Origin of the sequence: Mycobacterium sp. M26 (genome assembly GCF_001494595.1) — a bacterium.
In the GTDB taxonomy this organism is placed as follows: domain Bacteria; phylum Actinomycetota; class Actinomycetes; order Mycobacteriales; family Mycobacteriaceae; genus Mycobacterium.
Genome location: NZ_LN929908.1, coordinates 3,115,600 through 3,137,864, shown reverse-complemented (window position 1 = coordinate 3,137,864; position 22,265 = coordinate 3,115,600). Strand labels below are relative to the sequence as shown.

Here is a 22,265-nt window from a genome sequence, read left to right as displayed (position 1 = left end):
GCCGGCCCCTAACGCCCGGCGGACCGTATAGTCGATGAGGTTGACTAACGAGTTCCGTCAGGAGGCGCGATGGCTGGTCGACCACTGCATACGTTTCAGGTGGTGAGCACCGAGCAGCTGGCCCCGCATATGGTGCGGGTCGTACTGGGCGGCACAGGATTCGACACGTTCACCCCGGGTGAGTACACCGATTCCTACGTCAAGTTCGCCTTCGTGCGGGACGACATCGACGTCGCGACCCTGCCGCAACCACTGACGATGGACAGCTTCTCCGAGCTGCCGCCGGAGCATCAGCCCACGGTTCGCACCTATACGGTGCGACGGGTCGAGCCCGACGCCCGACAGATCACCGTCGACTTCGTGGTGCACGGCGAACACGGTGTCGCCGGGCCGTGGGCGATGGCCGCCCAGCCGGGGGACACCATCCACCTGATGGGCCCCGGCGGTGCCTACGCGCCGGATCCCGCGGCCGACTGGTACCTGTTCGCCGGCGACGAGGCCGGTCTGCCCGCCATCAGTGCTGCACTGGAAGCCCTGCCGCCCAACGCAATCGGCAAGGTCTTCGTCGAAGTCGCCGGGCCGGAGGACGAGATCGAGTTAATCGCGCCCGAGGGCGTGGACATCTACTGGATCTACCGCGGCGGGCGCGCCGACCTGGTCCCGGAAGACCGCGCCGGTGACCATGCACCGCTGGTCGAGGCGGTCACCACCGCGCAGTGGCTGCCCGGTCAGGTCCAGGTGTTCATCCACGGTGAGGCGCAAGCCGTCATGCACAACCTGCGGCCCTACATCCGCAAGGAGCGCGGGGTGGACGCCAAGTGGGCGTCCATCTCCGGCTACTGGCGCCGGGGTCGCACCGAGGAGACCTTCCGGCAGTGGAAGCGGGAACTGGCTGCCGCAGAGGCCGGCGAAGCCTAGGCCGGGGTCAGCGCCTCGGTGTCCTCGCCGGTGTCGGCCTGCTTGCTCGTCGGCTTAGGGGTCATCAGGCCCATCCGTTCGCTGTAGGCCGGGCGCTGGCGCACCTTGAGCGGCCACCAGAACCACGGGCCGAGGATGGCGGCGATCGAGGGTGTCATCAGCGACCGGACGATCAGGGTGTCCAGCAGCAGGCCGATTCCGATGGTCATGCCGCCCTGACCCACATTGAGCAGGTCACCGGAGATCATCGAGCCCATCGTGAACGCGAAGACCAGGCCGGCGGCGGTCACCACGGTGCCGGTGCTGCCCATCGACCGGATGATGCCGGTGTTGATTCCGGCGCCGATCTCCTCCTTGAATCGTGACACCAGCAACAGGTTGTAGTCGCTGCCGACGGCCATCAGGATGATCACCGCGAAGGCCAGCACGATCCAGTTCAGTTGGATGCCCACGACGCGCTCGAAGATGAACACCGACAAGCCGAACGCCGCCCCGAGTGAGATCACCACCGTGCCGACGATCACCATCGACGCCACCAGCGCACGGGTGATGATCAGCATGACGATGAAGATGAGCGTCAGTGCCGCGAAGGCGGCGATCATGGTGTCGTACTTGGCCCCGGACTGCACGTCGCGGTAGGTGGCCGCAGTGCCGGTCAGGTAGATGTCCGCTCCCGATAACGCGGTGCCCTTGATCGCCTCGTGCGCGGCGCTCAGCTCGTCATCGACCACCGAGATGCCTTCCTCGGACGCCGGATTCACGTCGTGGGTGATGATGAGCCGGGCCGCCTTGCCGTCAGGGGAGAGGAACAGCTTCAGGCCCTTCTGGAAGTCGGGATTGGCGAACACCTCCGGTGGCAGGTAGAAGTAGTCGTCACTCTTGGAGGCGTCGAACGCCTCACCCATCGCGGTCGCAGTATCTGTCATCTGCTGCATCTGGTCGATGAGCCCGGAGAAGCTGCTGTGGATGGTCTGCAGGGTCTGCTGCATCGTGGTGGCTGTGGCGATGATCGGGCCGAACTGCTGGACCATCTGGGGAGCCAGGGTGTCGATCTCGCCCATCCCGTTGACCATCTTGTCCATACCGTCGACCATCGCGGTCATGTCGGTCTGCAGCGAGGCCATGTTGTCGCTGAAGGTGTTGACGCCGTCCATGGCATCGAACGCCGATCGCACTGCAAAGCAAGCGGGGATATTGAAACAGTGCGGGTCCCAGTAGAAGTAGTTCCGGAATGGTCGCACCTCGTCGTCGAAATTCGCGATGTTGTCCCGCATCTCGTCGAGGGTCGCCTTCATGGTGTTCATGTCGTCGACACTGCGATGCGCGGAGTCCACCATGCCGTTGGCCGATCCGACGGTGGTGTGCATGGCGTCGGAGAACTTCACCATCAGTGCCTGCATCCGCTGCATCGACGCGATCATCGCGCCCATGTCGTCGGACATGGTGCTGATGTCACCCACTCGCTCCTTGAGGAACTGCAGGTTCTGGGTGATCGGCACCGAGGACATGCTGACCTGGTACGGGATCGAGCTGTGTGCGATGGGGGAGCCCAGCGGCCGGGTGATGCTCTGCACCATGGCAATTCCCTTGATCCGGAACAGCGCCTTGGCGATCCGGTCCAGCACGATCATGTCGGTGGGGTTGCGCATGTCGTGATCAGACTCGATGGTCATGATGTCCGGATTGAGCCGCGCGGTGCTGAAGTGCTTTTCGGCGGCGGCGTAGCCGATGTTGGCGGGGACGTCGGCGGGGATGTAGCGCCGGTCGTCGTAGCTGGTCTTGTAGCCGATCATGGCCAGCAGGCCGAGCAGCACCACGCTGGTGGCCGCGGCCAAAATCGGTTTGGGCCAGCGGACCGTCGCGGTGCCGACCTTGCGCCACCCACGCGTCTTCATCATCCGCTTCGGGTCGAGCAGACCGAACCGGGCCGCCACCACCAGGATGGCGGGGGCAACGGTCATGGCCGCCGCCACGACGATGATCAGAGCCAGCGCCGACGGATAGGCCAGCGAGTTGAAGTAGGACAACCGGGTCAGCCGCAGGGTCAGCATCGCACCGGCGATGGTGAGTCCTGATCCTAGAATGACGTGGCCGACACCGTGGAAAGCGGTGTAGTAGGCGGATTCCGGATCTTCGCCGTTCTGCCGGGCTTCGTGATAACGCCCGATGAGGAAGATCGCATAGTCGGTACCCGCGGCGATCGCCAGCGCTGTCATCAACGGCACCGAGAACGTCGAGAAGTCCATCACGCCCAGATGGCCGATGACCGCCACCGTGCCGCGGGCCGCGCCCATCTCGATGCCGACCATGGCCAGAATCAGCAGCACCGTGCTGACCGAGCGATAGACCAGGGCCAGCATGATCGTGATGACGATCATGGTCACCACGGTCATCTTGATCATGCCGCGGTCACTGGCCTCCAGGGAATCGGTGGTCAGCGGTGCGGGACCGGTGACATAGGCCTTTAGCCCGGGCGGGGCCGGGGTGTGGTCGATGATGGTGCGAACAGCGTCCACCGAGTGGTTGCCCTCGGTGCTGCCCTGGTCGCCGGCCAGATTGAGCTGGACGTAGGCAGCCTTGCCGTCGCTGCTCTGCACGCCGGCAGCGGTGATCATGTCACCCCAGAAGTCGTGGACATGCTCGACGTGCTTGGTGTCGGCCTTGAACTTCTCGACCAGAGTCTCGTAGTAGCGATGTGCGGAGTCACCCAAGGGTTGATCGCCGACCAGCACCACCATCGCGATGCTGTCGGAGGTCGACTCGCCGAACTTCTGGCCCATCCGCTTGGCGGCGATCACCGCGGGTGCGTCCTGCGGGGACATCGACACCGCATTGGCCATCCCGACCTTCTCCACCTGGGGGACAAGCAGATTCACTGCCGCGGTGAAGGCGACCCAGACCAGGATGATCGGAACGGCGAGTGACCGGATGGTGCGTGGTATCCGGGTCCGCTTGTTCTCGGTATGCGCGCTCATGCCGCTTTGTCCAGACAGAAGGCCTGCGCGTCGCGGCCGTCGGCGAAGTCCTCGGCGACGAGCTTGTCGTTGACCAGGATGCGACAGCCCAGCGCGTCGGTGTCACCCTGGGCGACGACATTGGCCAGCACGCCAGGATCGGTGGTGCTGACGGTCACCGACCACGGCAGGCCGGTGAACCCGGCCTCGATGGTCTTACCGTTGACATCGAGGTAGCTGACCCGCCCGGAAGCCTCTGCAGGACCGACGATTTCGTAGGTCACCCGCTTGGTGTTGATCGGCTTGATCGCGTCAGCCGGCATCGGGGCGGCGATGTAGGGCCGGTCGGAATCGAAGAACGTGCGTAGCCGGCTGACCACGGCGACCGCCGCGATGACCGCGATGACGATCACCGCCACCACCCAGAACCGCTTCATCAAGCCGAGCATCGACGCATCTCCTCGTCTGGAATCTCAGGCCGGAGCGGATCCCGCCCCGACGTTCTAGATATACCATAGGGGGTATGGTATATAGAAATGGTGCGAACCGAGAAAGTTGATGCGGCCAACCAACAGCCGCAGTGCGATGCAGCCGTGTCGGCGACGTTGAACCGGCTGCGCCGGGTGCACGGTCAGCTCGGCGGCGTGATCGGCATGATCGAGGACGGCCGGGGCTGTAAAGACGTGGTCACCCAACTGGCAGCGGTGTCGAAGGCGTTGAACCGCGCGGGGTTCACCATCATCGCCACCGGTCTGCGGGACTGCATCGACGGAGATTCCGGGTCGGGCGCCCAGACGCTGACGATCGAAGAGTTGGAGAAGTTGTTCTTGAGCCTGGCCTGAGCCGGCTCGCCATCGAGAGGAGTTCCCTATGTGCCGTGCCGTCAACTGCCGCGTCTGCGGAAAGACCACCTGGGCCGGTTGCGGTATGCATGTCGACGCCGTGCGTCGCAGCGTGCCCGCCGGGCAGTGGTGCTCGGGTCATGCCCCGAGTGAGGCCCCGCCGTCACGGTGGAATCCGTTCAAGCGCAAGAGGTAGGACAGGGTTCAAGAGGTGAGACAGCGATGAAGCGACACGTGCTGCGCGGGACGGCCGCGGCCGTCGCGTCGGTCGTCGTGGCACTGGCGGGGGCAGGCACTGCCGCGGCCGACGCCACCGACGACTATCCGATTCCCAACCGCATCCTGCGGACGTCCTGCACGCCCGAGCAGATCCTGGCGGCAGTCCGTGATGTCCGACCGGTGTACTACGAGCGCTACCTGATCGACTACAACAACAAGTCGCCGGATCTGCAGCAGGCCGTGCGGGACCGTATCCACTGGTTCTTCGCCATGGATTACGCCGGGCGGCGGCAGTACTCCGAGGACACCGCCACCAATGCGTTCTACGAACCGCTGTCGTGGCAGTGGCCGAACTGGGCCAAGCTGTTCTTCAACAACAAGGGTGTCGCCGCTCGCGCCACCGACGTGTGTGCGCAGTATCCGGCCGACGACCCGTCCGTCTGGAACTGGTAACAGCACGGATACGGGTCCGCGTCGGTCGGCGGTGCGGCCGTGAATCGGTGCGAACGTAGGGGAGTGCACGATCCGGTCGACCTGAGCGCGATCCTCGACGAGTACGCCGAGTACCTCGCGCTGGAACGCGGCCGGTCCGAGCACACCCGTCGTGCCTACCTGACCGATCTGCGGTCACTGTTCAGCTTTGTCGACGAGCGTGCCCCCGGCGCCGGCCTGAGCGCCGTGAGCCTTCCGGTGCTGCGGTCGTGGCTGGCCGCCCAGGCCGCCACCGGCGCCGCTCGCACCACGCTGGCGCGCCGGACCTCGGCGGTGAAAACGTTCACCGCCTGGGCCACCCGACGCGGACTGCTCGATACCGACCCCGCCGCCCGTCTGCAGCTGCCGAAGGCGCGGCGCACCCTGCCTGCCGTGCTGCGCCAGGACCAGGCGCTGGCAGCCATGGCTGCCGCCGATCTCGGCGCCGAGCAGGGCGATCCACTGGCGCTGCGCGACCGCCTGATCGTCGAACTGCTCTACGCCACCGGGATCCGCGTCAGCGAGTTGTGCGGTCTGGACGTCGACGACGTCGACACCGGGCGCCAGCTGCTGCGGGTGCTGGGTAAGGGCAACAAGCAGCGCACCGTGCCGTTCGGCAAGCCGGCGCTGGGCGCGCTGACTGCCTGGCTCACCGATGGTCGTCCGGCGCTGGTGAACGCCCACTCCGGGAGTGCGCTGCTCCTCGGCCCGCGCGGTAAGCGGCTGGACCCCCGCCAGGCCCGTACCGTCGTGCACCAGACCGTCGGCGCGGTCGACGGCGCACCCGGTATCGGCCCGCACGGCCTGCGCCACAGTGCGGCCACCCACCTGCTCGAAGGCGGGGCCGATCTGCGCATCGTCCAGGAACTGCTCGGCCACTCGACGCTGGCGACCACCCAGCTCTACACCCATGTCACCGTCGCGCGACTGCGGGCGGTGCACGACCAGGCCCATCCGCGCGCCTGAAAGATCAAGTACCGCAGAAGGTTTGGAAGCAGCGACCGAACTCTTCGGGCGCCGGCTCGGCGTAGCGTTCCCATCCCGGCCGTTCGTCATACGGGGAGCTGATCGCGCCGAGTAGCCGGTGGAACGGCGCCATGTCGCCGGTGGCGGCGGCGGTCAGGGCCTCCTCGACCAGATGATTGCGCGGAATGTAGACCGGGTTGACCCTGCGCATCGCAGCGGTGTCCGGATCCAGGTCGCGCCAGCGGTCGGCCCACTGCGCGACGGCGGGCTCGACGTCGCCGCGCGCCAGCCGGCCGAAGAACGAGGTGTAGTCGATGCGCTCACTCGCGAGCAGCCCCATCAGGTCATCGATGAGCTGACCGGCGGCCGCATCGTCCACCTCGTCGCCCAGTCCGAGTTTGCGGCGCATCCCCGACGTCCACGCCGCGGTGTACCGCTGCGGGAAGTTCTGCACCGCTTCGGTCGCCAGCACAATCGCCCGGTCCTGATCCTCGGCGATCAGCGGCAGCAGCGCCTCGGCGAACCGCGCGAGATTCCACGCGGCGATCGGCGGCTGGTTGCCGTAGGCGTAGCGGCCCCAGGAGTCGATGGAGCTGAACACCGTCTGCGGGTCGAAGGCATCCATGAACGCGCATGGCCCGTAGTCGATCGTCTCGCCCGAGATCGTCATGTTGTCGGTGTTCATCACGCCGTGCACGAATCCGACCAGCATCCACTGCGCGATCAGTGTCGCCTGGGCGCTCACCACGGCGTCGAGCAGGGCCAGATAGGGATTGTCAGTCCGGGCGGCGGCGGGGTAGTGCCGGTCGATCGCGTGGTCGGCGAGGCGGCGCAGCAGGGCGAGGTCACCGGCAGCGCCGACGTATTGGAAGCTGCCGACGCGCAGATGGCTGGCGGCGACGCGGGCCAGAACGGCGCCGTCGAGCAGGGTCTCGCGTCGCACGCGGCTACCGGTGGCGACGACGGACAACGAACGGGTGGTCGGAATTCCCAGCGCGTACATCGCCTCGCTGACGAGGTACTCGCGCAGCATCGGGCCCACGGCCGCCAGACCGTCGCCGCCGCGGGCGAACGGGGTGCGTCCCGAGCCCTTCAGGTGCAGATCGCGGAGCCGGCCCTGGCGATCAGTCAGTTCGCCGAGAAGCAGGGCGCGGCCGTCGCCCAGGCGAGGCACCCAGCCACCGAACTGGTGACCGGCATACCCCTGCGCGACCGGCTGCGCGCCGGCCGGCACCTGTGTCCCGACCAGCAGACCGATCCCGTCAGGACTGCGCAGCCACTCGGGATCGAGCCCCACGTCGGCGGCCAGCGATTCGTTGAGGACGAGCAGCCGCGGGTCGGGAGCGGCCTCGGCCTGCCACTGCACGGCGAGTTCGGGCAGCTCGGCGGCGAATCGATGGCCGAGGACGACGGTCGGGTCCGGCGCAATGCTCATCGCGAACCACGGTACGCACGTCCCATCGACGTTGGGTACCCGCGAGCGTGCGCGTGCGCCTCGCTACCGGCGGCGTGTTGCGTACCGACACGCACGCTCGCCGGGGCGATCAGCCGGCGACGGGTTTGAGCCGGATCGGGGTGCTCGCCACCAGGTCGATCGGGTCGATGTAGTCGGCGCGGGACGCCGCACCCCACATGGCACCCCAGTGCAGGCAGGCCGCGGCCGGGCAGCCAGCGTGCCCAGGTAGCAACCGGCCCAGTACCGAGCCTTCGTCAACCCGCTGACCTGCGCGAACCAGGGCATCGACGGGTTCGTAGCTGGTTCGCAGTCCGCCCTCGTGGGCCAGCGACACCACCGGCCGGCCCGCAAGGTCACCCGCGAACACCACGATCCCGGGACCAGCGGCATACACCGGCTGACCAGGCACCCCGGCCAGGTCCACGCCGCGATGTCCGGGCTGCCAGTCCGGTGACGGCGCGTCGAACGGGCGGGTGACGGTCGGCGGCGGACGAAGCGGCCAGGCCAGCCGCCCGCCCTCGGCGCCGGCCGGGGCCGCGAACCCCAGCGTGGCCACGATCACGACCGCGAGCAGGCGCATCATCCCAGTTCAGCGCACTGCTCGCGGTTGCGGAAGGCCGGCAGGCGCCAACTGTGCACGCACCCGGCGCTGTGGACAAAGCACCCCTTGGCGTCGGGTAAACTTTCCCCTGCAACTCGCGCGAGCGGGTTGACTTCGCGCGTCTGCGGCTCGGACCCATTTGGTTCGTCACCTGTATGCCGGGCGGTCCCGTCCTCGAGGCGGGTCCGGCATCGAAGCGGGCGCCAGGGTCCGGCTCACCCGAGCCGGACGACAACCGACACATAAAGGAACCATGGACTCATGGCTGTTGTAACCATGAAGCAGCTGCTCGACAGCGGCACCCACTTCGGGCACCAGACCCGTCGCTGGAACCCCAAGATGAAGCGGTTCATCTTCACCGACCGCAACGGCATCTACATCATCGACCTGCAGCAGACGCTGACCTACATCGATCAGGCCTACGAGTTCGTCAAGGAGACCGTCGCCCACGGCGGTTCGATCATGTTCGTCGGCACCAAGAAGCAGGCCCAGGAATCCATCGCCGAAGAGGCCACCCGCGTCGGCATGCCGTACGTGAACCAGCGCTGGCTCGGCGGCATGCTCACCAACTTCTCCACCGTCCACAAGCGTCTGCAGCGGCTCAAGGAACTCGAGTCCATGGAGCAGACCGGTGGCTTCGAGGGACGCACCAAGAAGGAAATCTTGATGCTGACCCGCGAGAAGAACAAGCTCGAGCGCAGCCTCGGCGGTATCCGGGACATGCAGAAGGTGCCGTCGGCGATCTGGGTCGTCGACACCAACAAGGAGCACCTGGCCGTCAGCGAGGCCATCAAGCTCGGCATCCCGGTCATCGCGATCCTGGACACCAACTGCGACCCCGATCAGGTCAACTACCCGATCCCGGGTAACGACGACGCGATCCGCTCGGCCGCCCTGCTGACCAAGGTGATCGCCTCCGCGGTCGCCGAGGGCCTGCAGGCCCGCGCCGGTGCCGGTGCCAACAAGGCAGAGGCCGGCGAGGCCGCCGAGCCCCTGGCCGAGTGGGAGCAGGAACTGCTCGCCGGTGCCACCGCGTCGGCGCCGACTGAGGCCGGACCGGTCGCCACCGAAACCGTCACTGAAGAAACCTCGTAAGGAAAGGCACTGATGGCTAACTTCTCCGCTGCCGACGTCAAGCGGCTTCGGGAGCTCACCGGCGCGGGCATGCTCGACTGCAAGAACGCCCTGGCCGAGAGCGACGGCGATTTCGACAAGGCCGTCGAGGCGTTGCGCATCAAGGGTGCCAAGGACGTCGGCAAGCGCGCCGAGCGCGCTACCGCCGAGGGCCTTGTCGCCGCCAAGGGCGGTGCCCTGATCGAGCTCAACTCCGAGACCGACTTCGTCGCCAAGAACGCCGAGTTCCAGACCCTGGCCGACCAGATCGTTGACGCCGCCCTGGCCTCCAAGGCTGCTGACGTCGATGCCCTCAAGGCCGCCAGCGTCGGTGACAAGACCGTCGAGCAGGCGATCGCCGAGCTGTCCGCCAAGATCGGCGAGAAGCTGGAGCTGCGCCGCGTGCAGTACTTCGACGGCAACGTCGAGGCCTACCTGCACAAGCGTGCCGCCGACCTGCCGCCCGCCGTGGGTGTGCTGGTCGAATTCACCGGTGATGACAAGGACGCTGCGCACGCGGCTGCCCTGCAGATCGCCGCGCTGAAGGCCAAGTACCTCACCCGCGCGGACGTCCCCGCCGACCTGGTGGAGACCGAGCGTCGCGTCGCCGAGGAGACCGCCAAGGCCGAGGGCAAGCCCGAGCAGGCGCTGCCCAAGATCGTCGAGGGTCGCCTCACCGGCTTCTTCAAGGACGTCGTGCTGCTGGATCAGCCGTCGGTGTCCGACAACAAGAAGACGGTCAAGGCCCTGCTGGACGAGGCCGGTGTGACCATCACCCGGTTCGTCCGCTTCGAGGTCGGCCAGCAGTAAGAAGCTTGAGCGGCACACCAAGCCGCTCACTGGAAAACCCCGCGCCAGATCCGGTGATCCCGGAGGCGCGGGGTTTTGCCATTGATGAGCCTTGAGTGGCAAAGCTATTGAACACGTGTCTGCTAGCGTCGGTTCAGTGACCCGACACGTGCATGCCTTCCGCGACGATGCGCTCGGCGACCTCGACGCCGTTGCCATGGTCGATGCCCTGCGTACCGGCAAGGTGTCCCGCGCCGACCTCGTCGACGCCGCCATCGCCCGCACCGAGGCGGTCAACCCCGCCCTCAACGGACTGGCCCACGAGACGTTCGCGAAGGCCCGGGAGTACGCCCACGTCAGCCATGGCGGCTACTTCGACGGGGTGCCCACCTTCATCAAGGACAACGTCGACGTCGAGGGCATGCCCACCATGCAGGGCACCGACGCCTGGGATCCGCGGCCGCAACCCGGCCACGGCGACTTCGCCCGCTTCTTCCTGGCCTCGGGTCTGGTGCCGCTGGGCAAGACCCAGCTGTCGGAGTTCGGCTTCAGCGCCTCGGCCGAGCATCCGCGGCTCGGGGCGGTTCGCAACCCCTGGGACACCGACTACACCGCGGGGGCCTCCTCGTCGGGGTCGGGAGCGTTCGTCGCGGCCGGGGTGGTGCCCATCGCCCACGCCAACGACGGCGGCGGGTCCATCCGCATCCCGGCCGCCTGCAACGGGCTGGTGGGGCTCAAGCCGTCGCGGGGCAGGCTGCCGCTGGACAAGATGTCGCGGCAGATGCCGGTGCGCATCGTCAACGACGGAGTGCTGACCCGCTCGGTGCGCGACACCGCCGCGTTTTACCGTGAGGCCGAACGCATCTGGCGGGATCGCCGGCTGCTGCCGATTGGCGCGGTCACCGGGCCGGCCGCCCAGCGGCTGCGTGTTGCCGTGGTCACCCAGTCGGTCAACCGGCAGAGCAGCCCGGGTGTGCGGGCGCTGACCCTGCAGACCGCCGAGCTGCTGGAGAGCCTCGGCCACCACGTGGACCACCTCGACCACAATCCGATCCCGCGCTACTTCGTCGACGACTTCCTTTTGTACTGGGCGCTTTTGGCGATGACGCTGGTGCGCACCGGTCAGCGGACGTTTGGCCTGAGCTTCGACCGCAGCCGGCTCGACAACCTGACCCTTGGCCTTGACCGCCACGCCACCCGCAATCTGCACCGGATGCCGGTCGCCATCACCCGGCTCAGTAGGCTGCGCCGCGTCACTGCGCGGTTCTACCAGAACTACGACGTGCTGCTGACGCCCACACTGGCCGAAGAGACGCCGCAGATCGGCCATCTGGACCCCACCGCCGACTACCAACAGATCATCGACCGGCTTGTCGACTGGGTGGCGTTCACGCCGTTGCAGAACGCCACCGGGGAACCGGCCATCTCGCTGCCCCTGACCCAGTCCGAATCCGGTATGCCGGTGGGCATGATGCTCGGCGCGGCGATCGGGCAGGAACGCCGGCTGCTGGAACTGGCGTACGAGCTCGAGGCGGCCAAGCCGTTCCCGAAGATTCAGACCGCGGTGACGGCCTAGCCGATACAGCGCCGTAACGGTTGCGGGTGCCCGTTAACCAAACGGACACCGGCCGCGGCGGCAGGTGAAACAAGCCGGGCTCACTCTCTTCGGTGTGGAGTCCACTGTGTCCGCCACGATTTCGCGACCATCGGCGATCGCCACCAATTCCGGTAACAAGACTTTCGTCTGTCTTCTCCGGTTCGCCTTGGCGAATATTCGCCGAAGGCCTGAGCGGTTTGTGCTGTCGGTGCTCGGGATCGCCCTGGCCATCACCTGCGTCACTGTCGTGCGCACCATTTCATCGAGTTTCGCTATCACAGGCGAAGATTCGGTCACCGACGTGCTCGGCGGCGCCCAGCTCTGGGCCGTGCCCGCGGCCGGTGTGCAGTACAACAGCGACGTCCAAGCGCTTGTCGCCGAGGGGCCAGCTCCATCGATGACGCTGCCCGACGGCTGGCGCGGGTTCCGGACGCTGTCCGGGGTGGCCGACGTCAATGGCACGCCGGTGTCAATCCGCGGACGTGACGAGATCGCCTCTGGTACAGCTGTTTCCGGCTCAGCCCTTGCTGATCGGCTCGGTGTCAAGACCGGTGATCGGGTCACGGTCGGCGGCCAGAGCCTGACCGTCGAGGTCGTCGGCGCCGGCCAGTCGCTGACAGTGCCGACCGGCGTGGCGCACGCCCTGGTGGGCGACAACGGTTGGTGGACCATCTTCGCCCCGGCCGGCCAGGAGAAGAACCGCGACCTGGGTTCGACGCTCGGCGCAGCCGTCGGGCTGCCGTCGACGTCCGATCCTTCGGTGAAGCCAAAAGCCAACGGCCCCGGGCTGATTTATGACACCGTCGGCGGTTCCGGTCCGCTGACCTTCGAGCAGAAGTTCTCCGCACTGTTCTCCGGGAAGGTCACCGGATCGACGCTCGGACTGATCTCCATCATCGGTCTGGGGCTGGGATTCGTCATCGCCGTCTCGTCATTCCTGGCCGCCGTGCAGGAGCGTCGCCGTGAGTTCGGCATCATGTCGAGCATCGGCCTGGCCGACGAGGTGCTGTACTTCTTCCTGGTGGAATCTGCAGTGGTCTTCGTCGCGGCGTACGTCATCGGCGTGCTGGCGGCCGGAGTGGCTGTGGCACTGGTGATCCCAGGCATCGCCACGCCGATCGCCTGGCTGCAGGCCGCGGGTATGGTAGCCGGCTTCGTCCCGGCGATGGCCATCGTCGGCGCATTGGTACCCGTGCACCGGTTGCTGCAGCAGCGTCCGGTCAACCTGCTGGGAGACCGCTGATGATCGCCAAGGGACTGTCCTACGGCTGGCTGGCCGCGCGGCGCCGGGTCGGTGAGATGATCCTGCCCATCGTCACCACGGCCACCGGAGCATTCCTGGTCGTCATCGTCTTCGGTATGTCGGCCGGAATCCGTGAGCAGTCAGCGTCATTGGGGCACGCCGCCGAGATCGGGCGGGCGGTCATCCTGATCGCGGTCACCGTACTGCTGGTCGGTGTCGTGGAGGTGGCGGTGGCCACCACCCGGACGGTGGCCCACCGCACCAAGGAACTCGGCGTCCTCGGCGCCACCGGCGTGCCACGCGGACCCGTGGTGGCCGCCCTGCTCGTCGAACCCGTCGTGGCGGCGACCCTCGGTGCACTGGCCGGTGTGGTCCTGGCCGTCGTCACCTCGATCATCCTGGGGGCGTTGGGATTCGTTGCCACCGGCGTGTCGATCGCGGGCCTGTCCGTCGGTGTCGTCGTCGCCGTCGCGGTCAGCATCGTCGCCGCCGTGGCCACCAGCATCGTGCCTACGTGGAACGCAGCGTCGCGTCCGCCCATCCGTTCCCTGACCGGAGGTTAACCGTGACCGCAGTCGAAGACGCCACGCCCGAGACCGGCGAGGCGTCCGGCGCTTCACCCGTCATCGAAGTCAGCGATGTGTGGAAGCTGCACAAGCTCGGCGACGAGGTGGTCAAGGCCCTGGTGTCGGTCGAACTCACGGTCATGCCGGGGGAGTTCGTCTGCCTGATGGGTCCCAGCGGCAGCGGTAAGTCCACGCTGCTCAACATCATCGGCGGACTGGACCGGCCCACCAAGGGTTCGGTGACCATCGGCGGACGCGACACCGGCACTCTCACCGAGAGTCAGTTCGCGGCACTGCGCCACGACACCATCGGCTTCATCTTCCAGAGCTACAACCTCATCCCGTTCCTGTCCGCGGTGGAGAACGTCGAGCTGCCGCTGATGTTCGAGCCCTACGACCGCAAGGCACTACGCCAGCGGGCACTCGAACTGCTGGACCTGGTCGGACTCAGCCACCGGGTGCACCACCAGCCGACCAAGATGTCCGGCGGTGAGCAGCAGCGCACCGCGATCGCCCGCTCACTGATCAGTAATCCGACTCTGGTGCTCGCTGATGAGCCCACTGCCAATCTCGACCACCGGACCGGGGAGACGGTGGTGCGCATGCTGCGTGACCTGTGCTCGACGCTGGGCGTCACGGTGGTCGCCAGCACCCACGATCCCACGGTGGCCGACGAAGCGAGCCGTGTCGTCCGGATGAAAGACGGACAAATCATCACTGGTCAAACGCCATCGGGAGAAACCGCATGACACAAGAACTCGAGGCCTCGCCGCCGAGCCAGCGCGACAAGCTGCTGACGACCGAACTCGTCCCCGAGCAGGTACTGCCGAAGGTGATGACCACCTTCGGTCTCACGGCGACCTACGTTTTCATCATCTGCTGGATCACCGGCTCGTCGATCATGGCGGCCGGTGGCTGGACCGCGATCCCGATGTGGATCCTGGGCATCATCACCTTCCTGATCCCCGCCGGCATGGCCGTCGCCGAACTGGGCAACCTGTGGCCCGGTGAAGGCGGTGTCTACATCTGGGCCACCCGAACCATGGGTGAGACATGGGGTTTCATCGGCGGCTACCTGTCGTGGATCCCGGTGGTGCTCAACTCGGCGTCCTCTCCGGCGATCATCCTGCAGTTCCTGCTGCTGGCGTTCCATGCCGAACTGGGCCTGACGCTGAGCATCATCCTTCAGGTCGCGCTGCTGTGGGCCGTCATCGGTCTGGCGCTGGCCAAGCTGGCGGCCAACCAGCGGATCATGAACACCGTCTTCGTCGTGTACTGGGTACTGACCGCGGTCATCTTCATCTCCGGTCTCATCTACGCGCTGCGCAACGGGTCGGCTCAGCCGTTCACCGCGCACGCCGCACTGGTCCCGGATTTTGCCGGTGCCGGCTTCCTCTACGGCACCGTGCTGCTGTACCTGGTCGGTGTCGAGACGCCCTACAACATGGGCGCGGAGTTCCTCTCGGTGCGCAAGAGCGGGCCGAAGATGGTGGTCTACGGATCGATTGCGCTGATCCTGATCTACCTGCTGACCACATTGGGCACCATCATGGTGCTGCCCGCCGACCAGGTCGACCCGGTCACCGGCGTCATCGGGATGCTCGGAACCGCCGCACCCAAGGGCGTGATGGAAGTGGCGGCCGTCGTGCTGGCCGTCATCGTGTTCGTGGCGTTGATGAGCTACCAGGTCACCTACTCGCGGTTGATCTTCGTCTCCGGCCTGGAGCGTCACCTGCCGCGTATCTTCACCCACCTCAACCCGCGCACCCGCAACCCGGTGACCGCCGTGCTGATCCAGGGTGTGCTCTCCTCGCTGCTCATCGTGGGCCTCTACTCGCAGAGCAGCATGGCCAACGTCACGGTGTTCCTGCAGGGTGGCCTGTCCATCGCGTGGCTGATCTCCGGGTTCTTCTTCCTGATCCCGGTCGTCATCGCACGCAAGAAGTACGCCGATCGCTATGCCGCTGAGAAGTTTTGGCGGATTCCGGGCGGCATGGTCGGGGTGTGGATCGCCATTGTGATCGGTTCGCTGGGCACCATGGGTGGCATCTACTACTCGTTCGCCAAGTCGTGGATCGCCGACGTGCCCGACTCCACCTGGATGGCGTGGACCGGCAGCATCGCCATGGGCATGTTCGGCCTTGGCGTGATCGTGTACATCTTCGGCCGCCGCGCCGCCCACAAGGTGACCCAGGAAGACGCCCTGGCGCACCTGGCGGTGCTCGACCTGACCAAGTCCGAGACGAAGGAAGCCTGATCCGATGACGATGGACAGTGTTGTATTGAACGGATCGGGGACCACCGACGCCGTGCGCTACCCGCTCGATCCGCTCTCGGGTGCCGAGATCGAGGCGGCTGCGCAGATCGTCAAGGAATCCGATTTCGCTAGCGAGACAGTCAAATTCGTGATGATCCAGCTCGCCGAGCCGGACAAGACCGCGACGCTGACGTTCGCGGACGCGGCCGAGGTGCCACGGCGGGCCTTCATCACGATGTATGACCCGGCGGCCAAGTTGATCTACGAGGCCGTCGTCGACATCAAAGCCCGCACGGTCGATTCGTGGACGCCGATTCCGGGACGGTTCCCGTCCTACCTCGTCGAGCACATGACCGGTGTGGAGGAGGTGGTGCGCGCTGATCCGCGGTGGCAGGAGGCCATGCGCAAGCGTGGTGTCACCGACTTCGATCTCGCGATGATCGATCCGTGGCCGGCCGGGTACTACGGCGCGCAGGACCACTACGAGAACTCGCCGTTGATCTGCCGGCCGCTGACGTTCATGCGGGCGGCGCCGTCCGAGCATGGATATGCGCGCCCGGTCGAGGGATTGATCGTCACCTTCGACCTCGACGCCATGAAGGTGCTCGACATCGAGGATCACGGTGTGGTGCCGTTACCGCCCAAGGCCGGCAACTACACCGCGCAGTACATGTTCGACGAGAACAACCGTCCGGCGTTCACCCAGTTCCGCGATGACGTCAAGACCATCGAGATCACCCAGCCCGACGGCCCGAGCTTCACCGTCGACGGCTGGAAGGTCGAGTGGCAGAAGTGGTCTCTGCGAGTGGGTTTCAACCCCCGCGAAGGCCTGACACTGCATGAGGTCACCTACAACGACCGCGGCACGGTGCGGCCGGTGATGTACCGGGCGGCGCTCTCGGAGATGGTGGTGCCGTACGGCGACACCTCACCGACGCACTGGAACAAGAACGTCTTCGACATGGGCGAGGTCGGGATGGGCTTCTCGGCCAACCCGCTCACGCTCGGGTGTGACTGTCTGGGTGAGATCTTCTACTTCGACGGCACGGTGCACGACTCCGACGGCAATGCCGTGGTGATCCCCAATGCGATCTGTATGCATGAGGAGGACTACGGGATCTCGTGGAAGCACACCGACTTCCGCACCGACGAGGTCGAGGTGCGCCGGTCCCGGCGGCTGGTGATCTCGATGATCTGCACCGTCGGCAACTACGAGTACGGGTTCTTCTGGTACCTCTACAACGACGCCTCCATCGAGATGGAGGTCAAGCTGTCCGGGGTGCTGACCACCGGCTCGATTCCCGAGGGTGAGCTGCCGCGTTGGGGCAAGCTGGTGGCACCGGGCATCTACGGCCCGAATCACCAGCACTTCTTCAACTTCCGGCTCGACATGACCGTCGACGGACCGAACAACAGTGTCTACGAGGTGGATTCGATCCCGGAGCCCGATCCGGAGCTCAATCCGCATCACAACGCCTGGATCGCCAAGGACACCCTGGTGGCCTCGGAGGCCGACGGTGCCCGGGACTGGAACTGGTCCACCGGCAGGTACTGGAAGGTCGTCAACCCGTCGAAGATCAACGAGCTCGGCAGCCCGGTGGGCTACAAGCTGATGCCGCGCGATCCGGTGCCGGTGATGGTGCAGGAGGGCTCGTTCATCTACGACCGGGCCCGCTTCGTCCAGCACAACCTGTGGGTCACCAAGTACGACCCTGCGGAGAAGTTCGCCGCGGGGGACTACATGTACCAGTCCGCCGACGCCCAGGGGCTGCCGCAGTACGTCGCCGACGATGCGCCGCTGGAGAACACCGACATCGTGCTCTGGTACACCGTCGGGGCCCATCACATCGTGTGTCCGGAGGACTGGCCGGTGATGCCATGTCACTACACCGGATTCAAGATGAAGCCGGTCGGTTTCTTCGACGGCAACCCGGCATTGGACGTGCCGCCGTCACCGCCGAAGGGCTGCCACAGCCATCACTGAGTCCCGCGCGCAGCGGTGAGACCGGCGGGCAGGTCCGACTTGGGCCTGCACGCCGGTTTCCGCGCGTGTGAGCTGACCTGGGCTGGCAGCCCGGCGTGACGTACGCTGACGCGCATGGAGCTACTACGTCACGTAGTCGTCTTGCTGCACATCGTCGGCTTTGCCATCACCTTCGGGGCGTGGGTCGCCGAGGCGGCGGCCCGGCGGTTCCGCACCACCCGGGTGATGGACTACGGGCTGCTGCTCTCGCTGCTGACGGGGCTGGCGCTGGCCGCGCCCTGGCCGGCCGGCATCGTGCACAACTACCCGAAGATCGGCGTCAAGCTCGTCATCCTGATCATCATCGGCGGACTGCTCGGCATGGGCGGCGCCCGCCAGCGCCGCACCGGGGAGCCGGTGCCGCGGCCGATCTTCGTCTCGGTGGGTGTGCTGTCGTTCCTTGCGGCGGCCATCGCCGTGCTCTGGTGAGGGCCCCTCAGCACCCACTAACCCGGGAATTCGCCCAGTTCGGCGATGAGGCAGGATGGAAGTGCCGTCTCGGACGTCGCCGGGATGGCACTCTCATGCCAGGAGCCCGACGAATCCGAGGAGTCTGATGGGGGAGCCGGCCAGCACCAACGGCGCCGAGCCGTCGTCGAATGCGTCGCCACTGCGCCCGAAGTATGCGCGCGTCCTACTCAAACTCGGTGGCGAGATGTTCGGCGGCGGAGCCGTCGGCCTCGACCCCGACGTGGTGGCCCAGGTGGCCCGCCAGATCGCCGAGGTGGTGCGCAGCGGTGTGCAAGTGGCCGTCGTCATCGGCGGCGGCAACTTCTTCCGCGGCGCGCAACTGCAGCAGCGCGGGATGGAACGCACCCGCTCGGACTACATGGGCATGCTCGGTACGGTGATGAACAGCCTTGCGCTGCAGGACTTCCTGGAGAAGGAAGGCATCGTCACCCGGGTCCAGACCGCGATCACCATGGGCCAGGTGGCTGAGCCGTACCTGCCGCTGCGTGCGGTGCGGCACCTCGAGAAGGGCCGGGTGGTGATCTTCGGCGCCGGTATGGGCTTGCCGTACTTCTCCACCGACACCACCGCCGCGCAGCGGGCGCTGGAGATCGGTGCCGACGTGGTGCTCATGGCCAAGGCTGTCGACGGCGTATTCACCGACGACCCGCGGGAGAACCCGGAGGCCGAGCTGCTCACCGAGATCAGCCACCGCGAGGTGATCGACCGCGAGCTGCGGGTGGCCGACGCCACCGCGTTCAGCCTGTGCATGGACAACGGAATGCCGATCCTGGTCTTCAACCTGCTGACCGACGGGAATATCGCCCGGGCCGTCGCAGGTGAGAAGATCGGGACGCTGGTCACGACGTAGTAGGGACATTTGATGATTGAAGAGGCGCTGTTCGACGCCGAGGAGAAGATGGAGAAGGCGGTCGCCGTCGCACGCGACGATCTGTCCTCCATCCGGACCGGACGAGCCAACCCCGGCATGTTCGCGCGCGTGGCCGTCGACTACTACGGGTCGATGACGCCGATCACCCAGCTGTCGAGCGTCAACGTGCCCGAAGCCCGCATGGTCGTCATCAAGCCCTACGAGGCCTCCCAGCTGAAGGCCATCGAGGACGCGATCCGCAACTCCGACCTGGGTGTCAACCCGACCAACGACGGCAACGTCATCCGGGTGTCGATCCCACAGCTGACCGAGGAGCGTCGCCGCGACCTGGTCAAGCAGGCCAAATCCAAGGGCGAGGACGCCAAGGTCTCGGTGCGCAACGTCCGTCGCAAGGCGATGGAGGAACTGGCCCGGATCAAGAAGGACGGCGAGGCCGGCGAGGACGAGGTCAGCCGGGCGGAGAAGGACCTGGACAAGACCACCCACACCTACGTCGCGCAGATCGACGAGTTGGTCAAGCACAAGGAAGGCGAACTGCTGGAGGTCTGATGACCGCTCAGCAATCATCGCCCGTGGCAGACACCGACTCCGGCACCGCCGGCTCCGACGTGCCGGCAAAGAAGGCATCCCGTGCGGGACGCGACCTGCCCGCCGCCATCGCGGTCGGGGTGGTTCTCGGCGCACTGGCCATCGGCAGCCTGCTTTTTGCGCCGAAGTGGTGGTTTCCCCTGCTGGCCTCGGCCATCGCCATCGCCACCCATGAGGTGATCCGGCGGCTGCGCGAACACGGCTATGCCATCCCGACGGTGCCGCTGCTGCTCGGCGGTCAGGCGATGATCTGGCTGGCGTGGCCCTGGGGCGTGGCCGGAACGCTGGGCGCCTACGGCGGCACGATCGTGCTGGCCATGGTGTGGCGGCTGGTCGGGCAGGGCTTGCGCGAGCAGCCGGTCAACTATCTGCGCGACATCGCGGCCACGGTGCTGCTGGCCGCCTGGGTGCCGTTGTTCGCCAGCTTCACCGCCCTGCTGATCCTGCAGGACAACGGCGGCGCCCGGGTCTTCACGGTGATCGCCACGGTGGTGTTCGCCGATATCGGCGGGTACGCCGCCGGCGTGTTGTTCGGCAAGCACCTGCTGGCGCCGGCGATCAGCCCTAAGAAGTCCTGGGAGGGGCTGGGCGGTTCACTGCTGTTCGGTATCACCGCGGCGGTGTTGTCGGTCACCTTCCTGATGCACAAGCCCGCCTGGGTCGGTGTGCCGCTCGGGTTGATGCTGGTGATCACCGGTGTCCTCGGCGATCTGGTGGAGTCGCAGGTCAAGCGGGATCTGGGCATCAAGGACATGGGCACGCTGCTGCCCGGCCACGGCGGGATCATGGACCGCATCGACGCGATGCTGCCGTCGGCGGTCGTGGGCTGGATCGTGCTGACGCTGCTGGCGTGAGCGCGATCCGGCGATACTGGACGAGATGAAACAAGACCTGGTCTTCGAGGCCCCGCGTCGCGCACTGCCGCCGCGGCATCTCGCCGACCTCGATGCGCAGGCCCGGGTGGCGGCGGTGACGGAGCTGGGATTGCCGGCCTTCCGCGCCAAGCAACTGGCCCAGCAGTACTACGGCCGGCTGCTGGCCGACCCGCAGCAGATGACCGACCTCCCGGCGGCGGTGCGCGACACCGTTGCCGACGCCCTGTTCCCGACCCTGCTGACGCCCGCCCGGGAGATCGAGTGCGACGCGGGGGAGACCCGAAAGACGTTGTGGCGCGCCCATGACGGCACCACCTTCGAGTCGGTGCTGATGCGCTACCCGAATCGCAACACGGTCTGCATCTCCTCGCAGGCCGGCTGCGGGATGGCGTGCCCGTTCTGCGCGACCGGCCAGGGTGGGCTGACTCGCAACCTGTCCACCGCCGAGATCCTCGAGCAGGTGCGCGCGGCCGCGGTGAGCTCACGCGACGAGTTCGGGGAGCGGCTGTCGAACGTCGTGTTCATGGGGATGGGCGAGCCGCTGGCCAACTATGCGCGCGTGGTGGCCGCGGTCCGGCGCATCACGGCCGCGCCGCCCGAAGGGTTCGGCATCTCGGCCCGGTCGGTGACCGTGTCGACGGTCGGGCTGGCCCCGGCGATCCGAAAACTGGCCGACGAGCATCTCGGGGTGACGCTGGCGCTCTCGTTGCACACCCCCGACGATGAGCTGCGCGACACCCTGGTCCCGGTGAACGGTCGCTGGAAAGTCACCGAAGCGCTGGACGCCGCGCGCTACTACGCCGACGTGACGGGCCGGCGGGTGTCCATCGAGTACGCCCTGATCCGCGACGTCAACGATCAGCCGTGGCGCGCGGACCTGCTGGGCAAGAAGTTGCATAGCGCGCTCGGGCCGTTGGCACACGTCAACCTGATCCCGCTCAACCCGACCCCGGGCAGTCAGTGGGACGCCAGCCCCAAGCCGGTGGAGCGGGAGTTCGTGCGCCGGGTCAAGGCACAGGGCGTGTCCTGCACGGTGCGTGACACCCGTGGTCGTGAGATCGCCGCGGCGTGCGGTCAGCTCGCCGCCGAGGGCTAGTCAGCCCAGATCCGCCGAAACCAACGTTTCGCCGCGGTTGTGCGAGTAGATCGCGCCAGAACGTCGATCTCGGCGCAGAGGTCTAGCGCAGCCAGCCGCGGCGCCGGCCCCATACGTCGCGGATGAGGATGCCGGCCACCAGGATGGCGAAGCCGATCAGGAACCAGTCCTCGACCCGGCCGACGTGGTTGCCGCGCAGCATGAGCAGCAGAAAGCCGATGGCGAAGATGCCGAAGGCGTACCAGGTCCGGTAGTTGATCTTGCTCCAACCCCAGGCGGCCGAGGGTACGTCGGCGGGGTCGACGTCGTTGTAGCGCTCCACCTCGGTGCTGGGCATTGCGGCTCCTGT

The 22,265-nt window shown here is 66.8% G+C and carries 23 protein-coding genes; 18 read left to right on the top strand and 5 right to left on the bottom strand.

What is annotated here, in order from left to right; all coding sequences use genetic code 11:
* The first annotated feature begins 69 nt into the window (after positions 1 to 69).
* Entirely contained in the window at positions 70 to 918 is an 849-nt protein-coding gene (locus BN3385_RS24310; RefSeq protein ID WP_059020736.1) for a siderophore-interacting protein, read from the top strand.
* Here the strand turns inward: BN3385_RS24310 and BN3385_RS24305 are convergent.
* Positions 915 to 3,893, bottom strand: a complete 2,979-nt coding sequence (locus tag BN3385_RS24305; RefSeq protein WP_059020735.1) for an MMPL/RND family transporter — start codon at positions 3,891 to 3,893, stop codon at positions 915 to 917. The genes BN3385_RS24310 and BN3385_RS24305 overlap by 4 nt on opposite strands.
* On the bottom strand, positions 3,890 to 4,321 hold the full coding sequence (locus tag BN3385_RS24300) for an MmpS family transport accessory protein (RefSeq protein WP_059020733.1): 432 nt from the start codon (positions 4,319 to 4,321) through the stop codon (positions 3,890 to 3,892). The genes BN3385_RS24305 and BN3385_RS24300 overlap by 4 nt, the downstream gene beginning before the upstream one ends.
* A gap of 87 nt (positions 4,322 to 4,408) precedes the next feature.
* On the opposite strand from BN3385_RS24300, the gene BN3385_RS29245 reads away from it, so the two are divergent.
* The 4 genes from BN3385_RS29245 to BN3385_RS24285 all read left to right on the top strand — a co-directional run bounded on the left by BN3385_RS29245 (position 4,409) and on the right by BN3385_RS24285 (position 6,370).
* Positions 4,409 to 4,714, top strand: coding sequence for a metal-sensitive transcriptional regulator (locus BN3385_RS29245; protein ID WP_059020731.1), 306 nt, complete (start codon positions 4,409 to 4,411; stop codon positions 4,712 to 4,714).
* 28 nt (positions 4,715 to 4,742) lie between these two features.
* On the top strand, positions 4,743 to 4,910 hold the full coding sequence (locus BN3385_RS29485; RefSeq protein WP_502688091.1) for a DUF8730 family Cys-rich protein: 168 nt from the start codon (positions 4,743 to 4,745) through the stop codon (positions 4,908 to 4,910).
* Positions 4,911 to 4,936: 26 nt separating this feature from the next.
* The gene (locus BN3385_RS24290; protein ID WP_059020729.1) at positions 4,937 to 5,386 is read left to right on the top strand and encodes a DUF5078 domain-containing protein; all 450 of its coding nucleotides are present in this window, start codon (positions 4,937 to 4,939) and stop codon (positions 5,384 to 5,386) included.
* Between the two features lie 81 nt (positions 5,387 to 5,467).
* Positions 5,468 to 6,370, top strand: coding sequence for a tyrosine recombinase XerC (locus BN3385_RS24285; protein ID WP_059022383.1), 903 nt, complete (start codon positions 5,468 to 5,470; stop codon positions 6,368 to 6,370).
* A gap of 4 nt (positions 6,371 to 6,374) precedes the next feature.
* Here BN3385_RS24285 and BN3385_RS24280 read toward each other — a convergent pair whose 3' ends face one another.
* Together BN3385_RS24280 and BN3385_RS24275 are read right to left on the bottom strand one after the other, a co-directional pair.
* Positions 6,375 to 7,805 carry a protein adenylyltransferase SelO gene (locus BN3385_RS24280; RefSeq protein WP_059020728.1) on the bottom strand — a complete coding sequence of 477 codons (1,431 nt, stop codon included), beginning with the start codon at positions 7,803 to 7,805 and terminating at the stop codon, positions 6,375 to 6,377.
* Positions 7,806 to 7,914: 109 nt separating this feature from the next.
* On the bottom strand, positions 7,915 to 8,406 hold the full coding sequence (locus BN3385_RS24275) for a M23 family metallopeptidase (RefSeq protein WP_059022382.1): 492 nt from the start codon (positions 8,404 to 8,406) through the stop codon (positions 7,915 to 7,917).
* Positions 8,407 to 8,688: 282 nt separating this feature from the next.
* Here BN3385_RS24275 and rpsB point away from each other — a divergent pair, with 282 nt between their 5' ends.
* The 13 genes from rpsB (at position 8,689) to rlmN (ending at position 21,916) form a co-directional block, all read left to right on the top strand.
* The gene (gene rpsB, locus BN3385_RS24270) at positions 8,689 to 9,522 is read left to right on the top strand and encodes a 30S ribosomal protein S2 (protein WP_059020726.1); all 834 of its coding nucleotides are present in this window, start codon (positions 8,689 to 8,691) and stop codon (positions 9,520 to 9,522) included.
* Between the two features lie 12 nt (positions 9,523 to 9,534).
* Complete coding sequence (tsf, locus tag BN3385_RS24265) at positions 9,535 to 10,350, top strand: translation elongation factor Ts (protein ID WP_059020724.1); 816 nt, start codon at positions 9,535 to 9,537, stop codon at positions 10,348 to 10,350.
* Between the two features lie 136 nt (positions 10,351 to 10,486).
* Positions 10,487 to 11,905, top strand: coding sequence for an amidase (locus BN3385_RS24260; RefSeq protein ID WP_059020723.1), 1,419 nt, complete (start codon positions 10,487 to 10,489; stop codon positions 11,903 to 11,905).
* 94 nt (positions 11,906 to 11,999) lie between these two features.
* Positions 12,000 to 13,169, top strand: coding sequence for an ABC transporter permease (locus BN3385_RS24255; protein WP_059022381.1), 1,170 nt, complete (start codon positions 12,000 to 12,002; stop codon positions 13,167 to 13,169).
* The gene (locus BN3385_RS24250) at positions 13,169 to 13,732 is read left to right on the top strand and encodes an ABC transporter permease (RefSeq protein WP_059020720.1); all 564 of its coding nucleotides are present in this window, start codon (positions 13,169 to 13,171) and stop codon (positions 13,730 to 13,732) included. Before BN3385_RS24255 ends, BN3385_RS24250 begins: the two co-directional genes overlap by 1 nt.
* A 2-nt stretch (positions 13,733 to 13,734) precedes the next feature.
* Complete coding sequence (locus tag BN3385_RS24245; protein WP_059020718.1) at positions 13,735 to 14,484, top strand: ABC transporter ATP-binding protein; 750 nt, start codon at positions 13,735 to 13,737, stop codon at positions 14,482 to 14,484.
* A complete protein-coding gene (locus tag BN3385_RS24240; RefSeq protein WP_059020716.1) occupies positions 14,481 to 15,992 on the top strand; it encodes an APC family permease in 1,512 nt (503 codons plus the stop codon). The genes BN3385_RS24245 and BN3385_RS24240 overlap by 4 nt, the downstream gene beginning before the upstream one ends.
* 4 nt (positions 15,993 to 15,996) lie before the next feature.
* Positions 15,997 to 17,976 (top strand): primary-amine oxidase, encoded by a 1,980-nt coding sequence (locus tag BN3385_RS24235; RefSeq protein WP_059020715.1) that lies wholly within the window; start codon positions 15,997 to 15,999, stop codon positions 17,974 to 17,976.
* A 114-nt stretch (positions 17,977 to 18,090) separates the two neighbouring features.
* On the top strand, positions 18,091 to 18,444 hold the full coding sequence (locus tag BN3385_RS24230) for a hypothetical protein (RefSeq protein WP_059020713.1): 354 nt from the start codon (positions 18,091 to 18,093) through the stop codon (positions 18,442 to 18,444).
* A 127-nt stretch (positions 18,445 to 18,571) separates the two neighbouring features.
* Entirely contained in the window at positions 18,572 to 19,336 is a 765-nt protein-coding gene (gene pyrH / locus BN3385_RS24225) for a UMP kinase (protein WP_059020711.1), read from the top strand.
* Between the two features lie 12 nt (positions 19,337 to 19,348).
* Complete coding sequence (gene frr / locus BN3385_RS24220; RefSeq protein WP_059020709.1) at positions 19,349 to 19,906, top strand: ribosome recycling factor; 558 nt, start codon at positions 19,349 to 19,351, stop codon at positions 19,904 to 19,906.
* Positions 19,906 to 20,799: a phosphatidate cytidylyltransferase gene (locus tag BN3385_RS24215; RefSeq protein WP_059020707.1), complete on the top strand. Its 894-nt coding sequence runs from the start codon at positions 19,906 to 19,908 to the stop codon at positions 20,797 to 20,799. Before frr ends, BN3385_RS24215 begins: the two co-directional genes overlap by 1 nt.
* A 25-nt stretch (positions 20,800 to 20,824) precedes the next feature.
* A complete protein-coding gene (gene rlmN, locus BN3385_RS24210) occupies positions 20,825 to 21,916 on the top strand; it encodes a dual-specificity RNA methyltransferase RlmN (protein WP_059020704.1) in 1,092 nt (363 codons plus the stop codon).
* Positions 21,917 to 21,998: 82 nt separating this feature from the next.
* Here rlmN and BN3385_RS24205 read toward each other — a convergent pair whose 3' ends face one another.
* Entirely contained in the window at positions 21,999 to 22,253 is a 255-nt protein-coding gene (locus BN3385_RS24205; protein ID WP_059020702.1) for a DUF2631 domain-containing protein, read from the bottom strand.
* Positions 22,254 to 22,265: the final 12 nt, after the last annotated feature.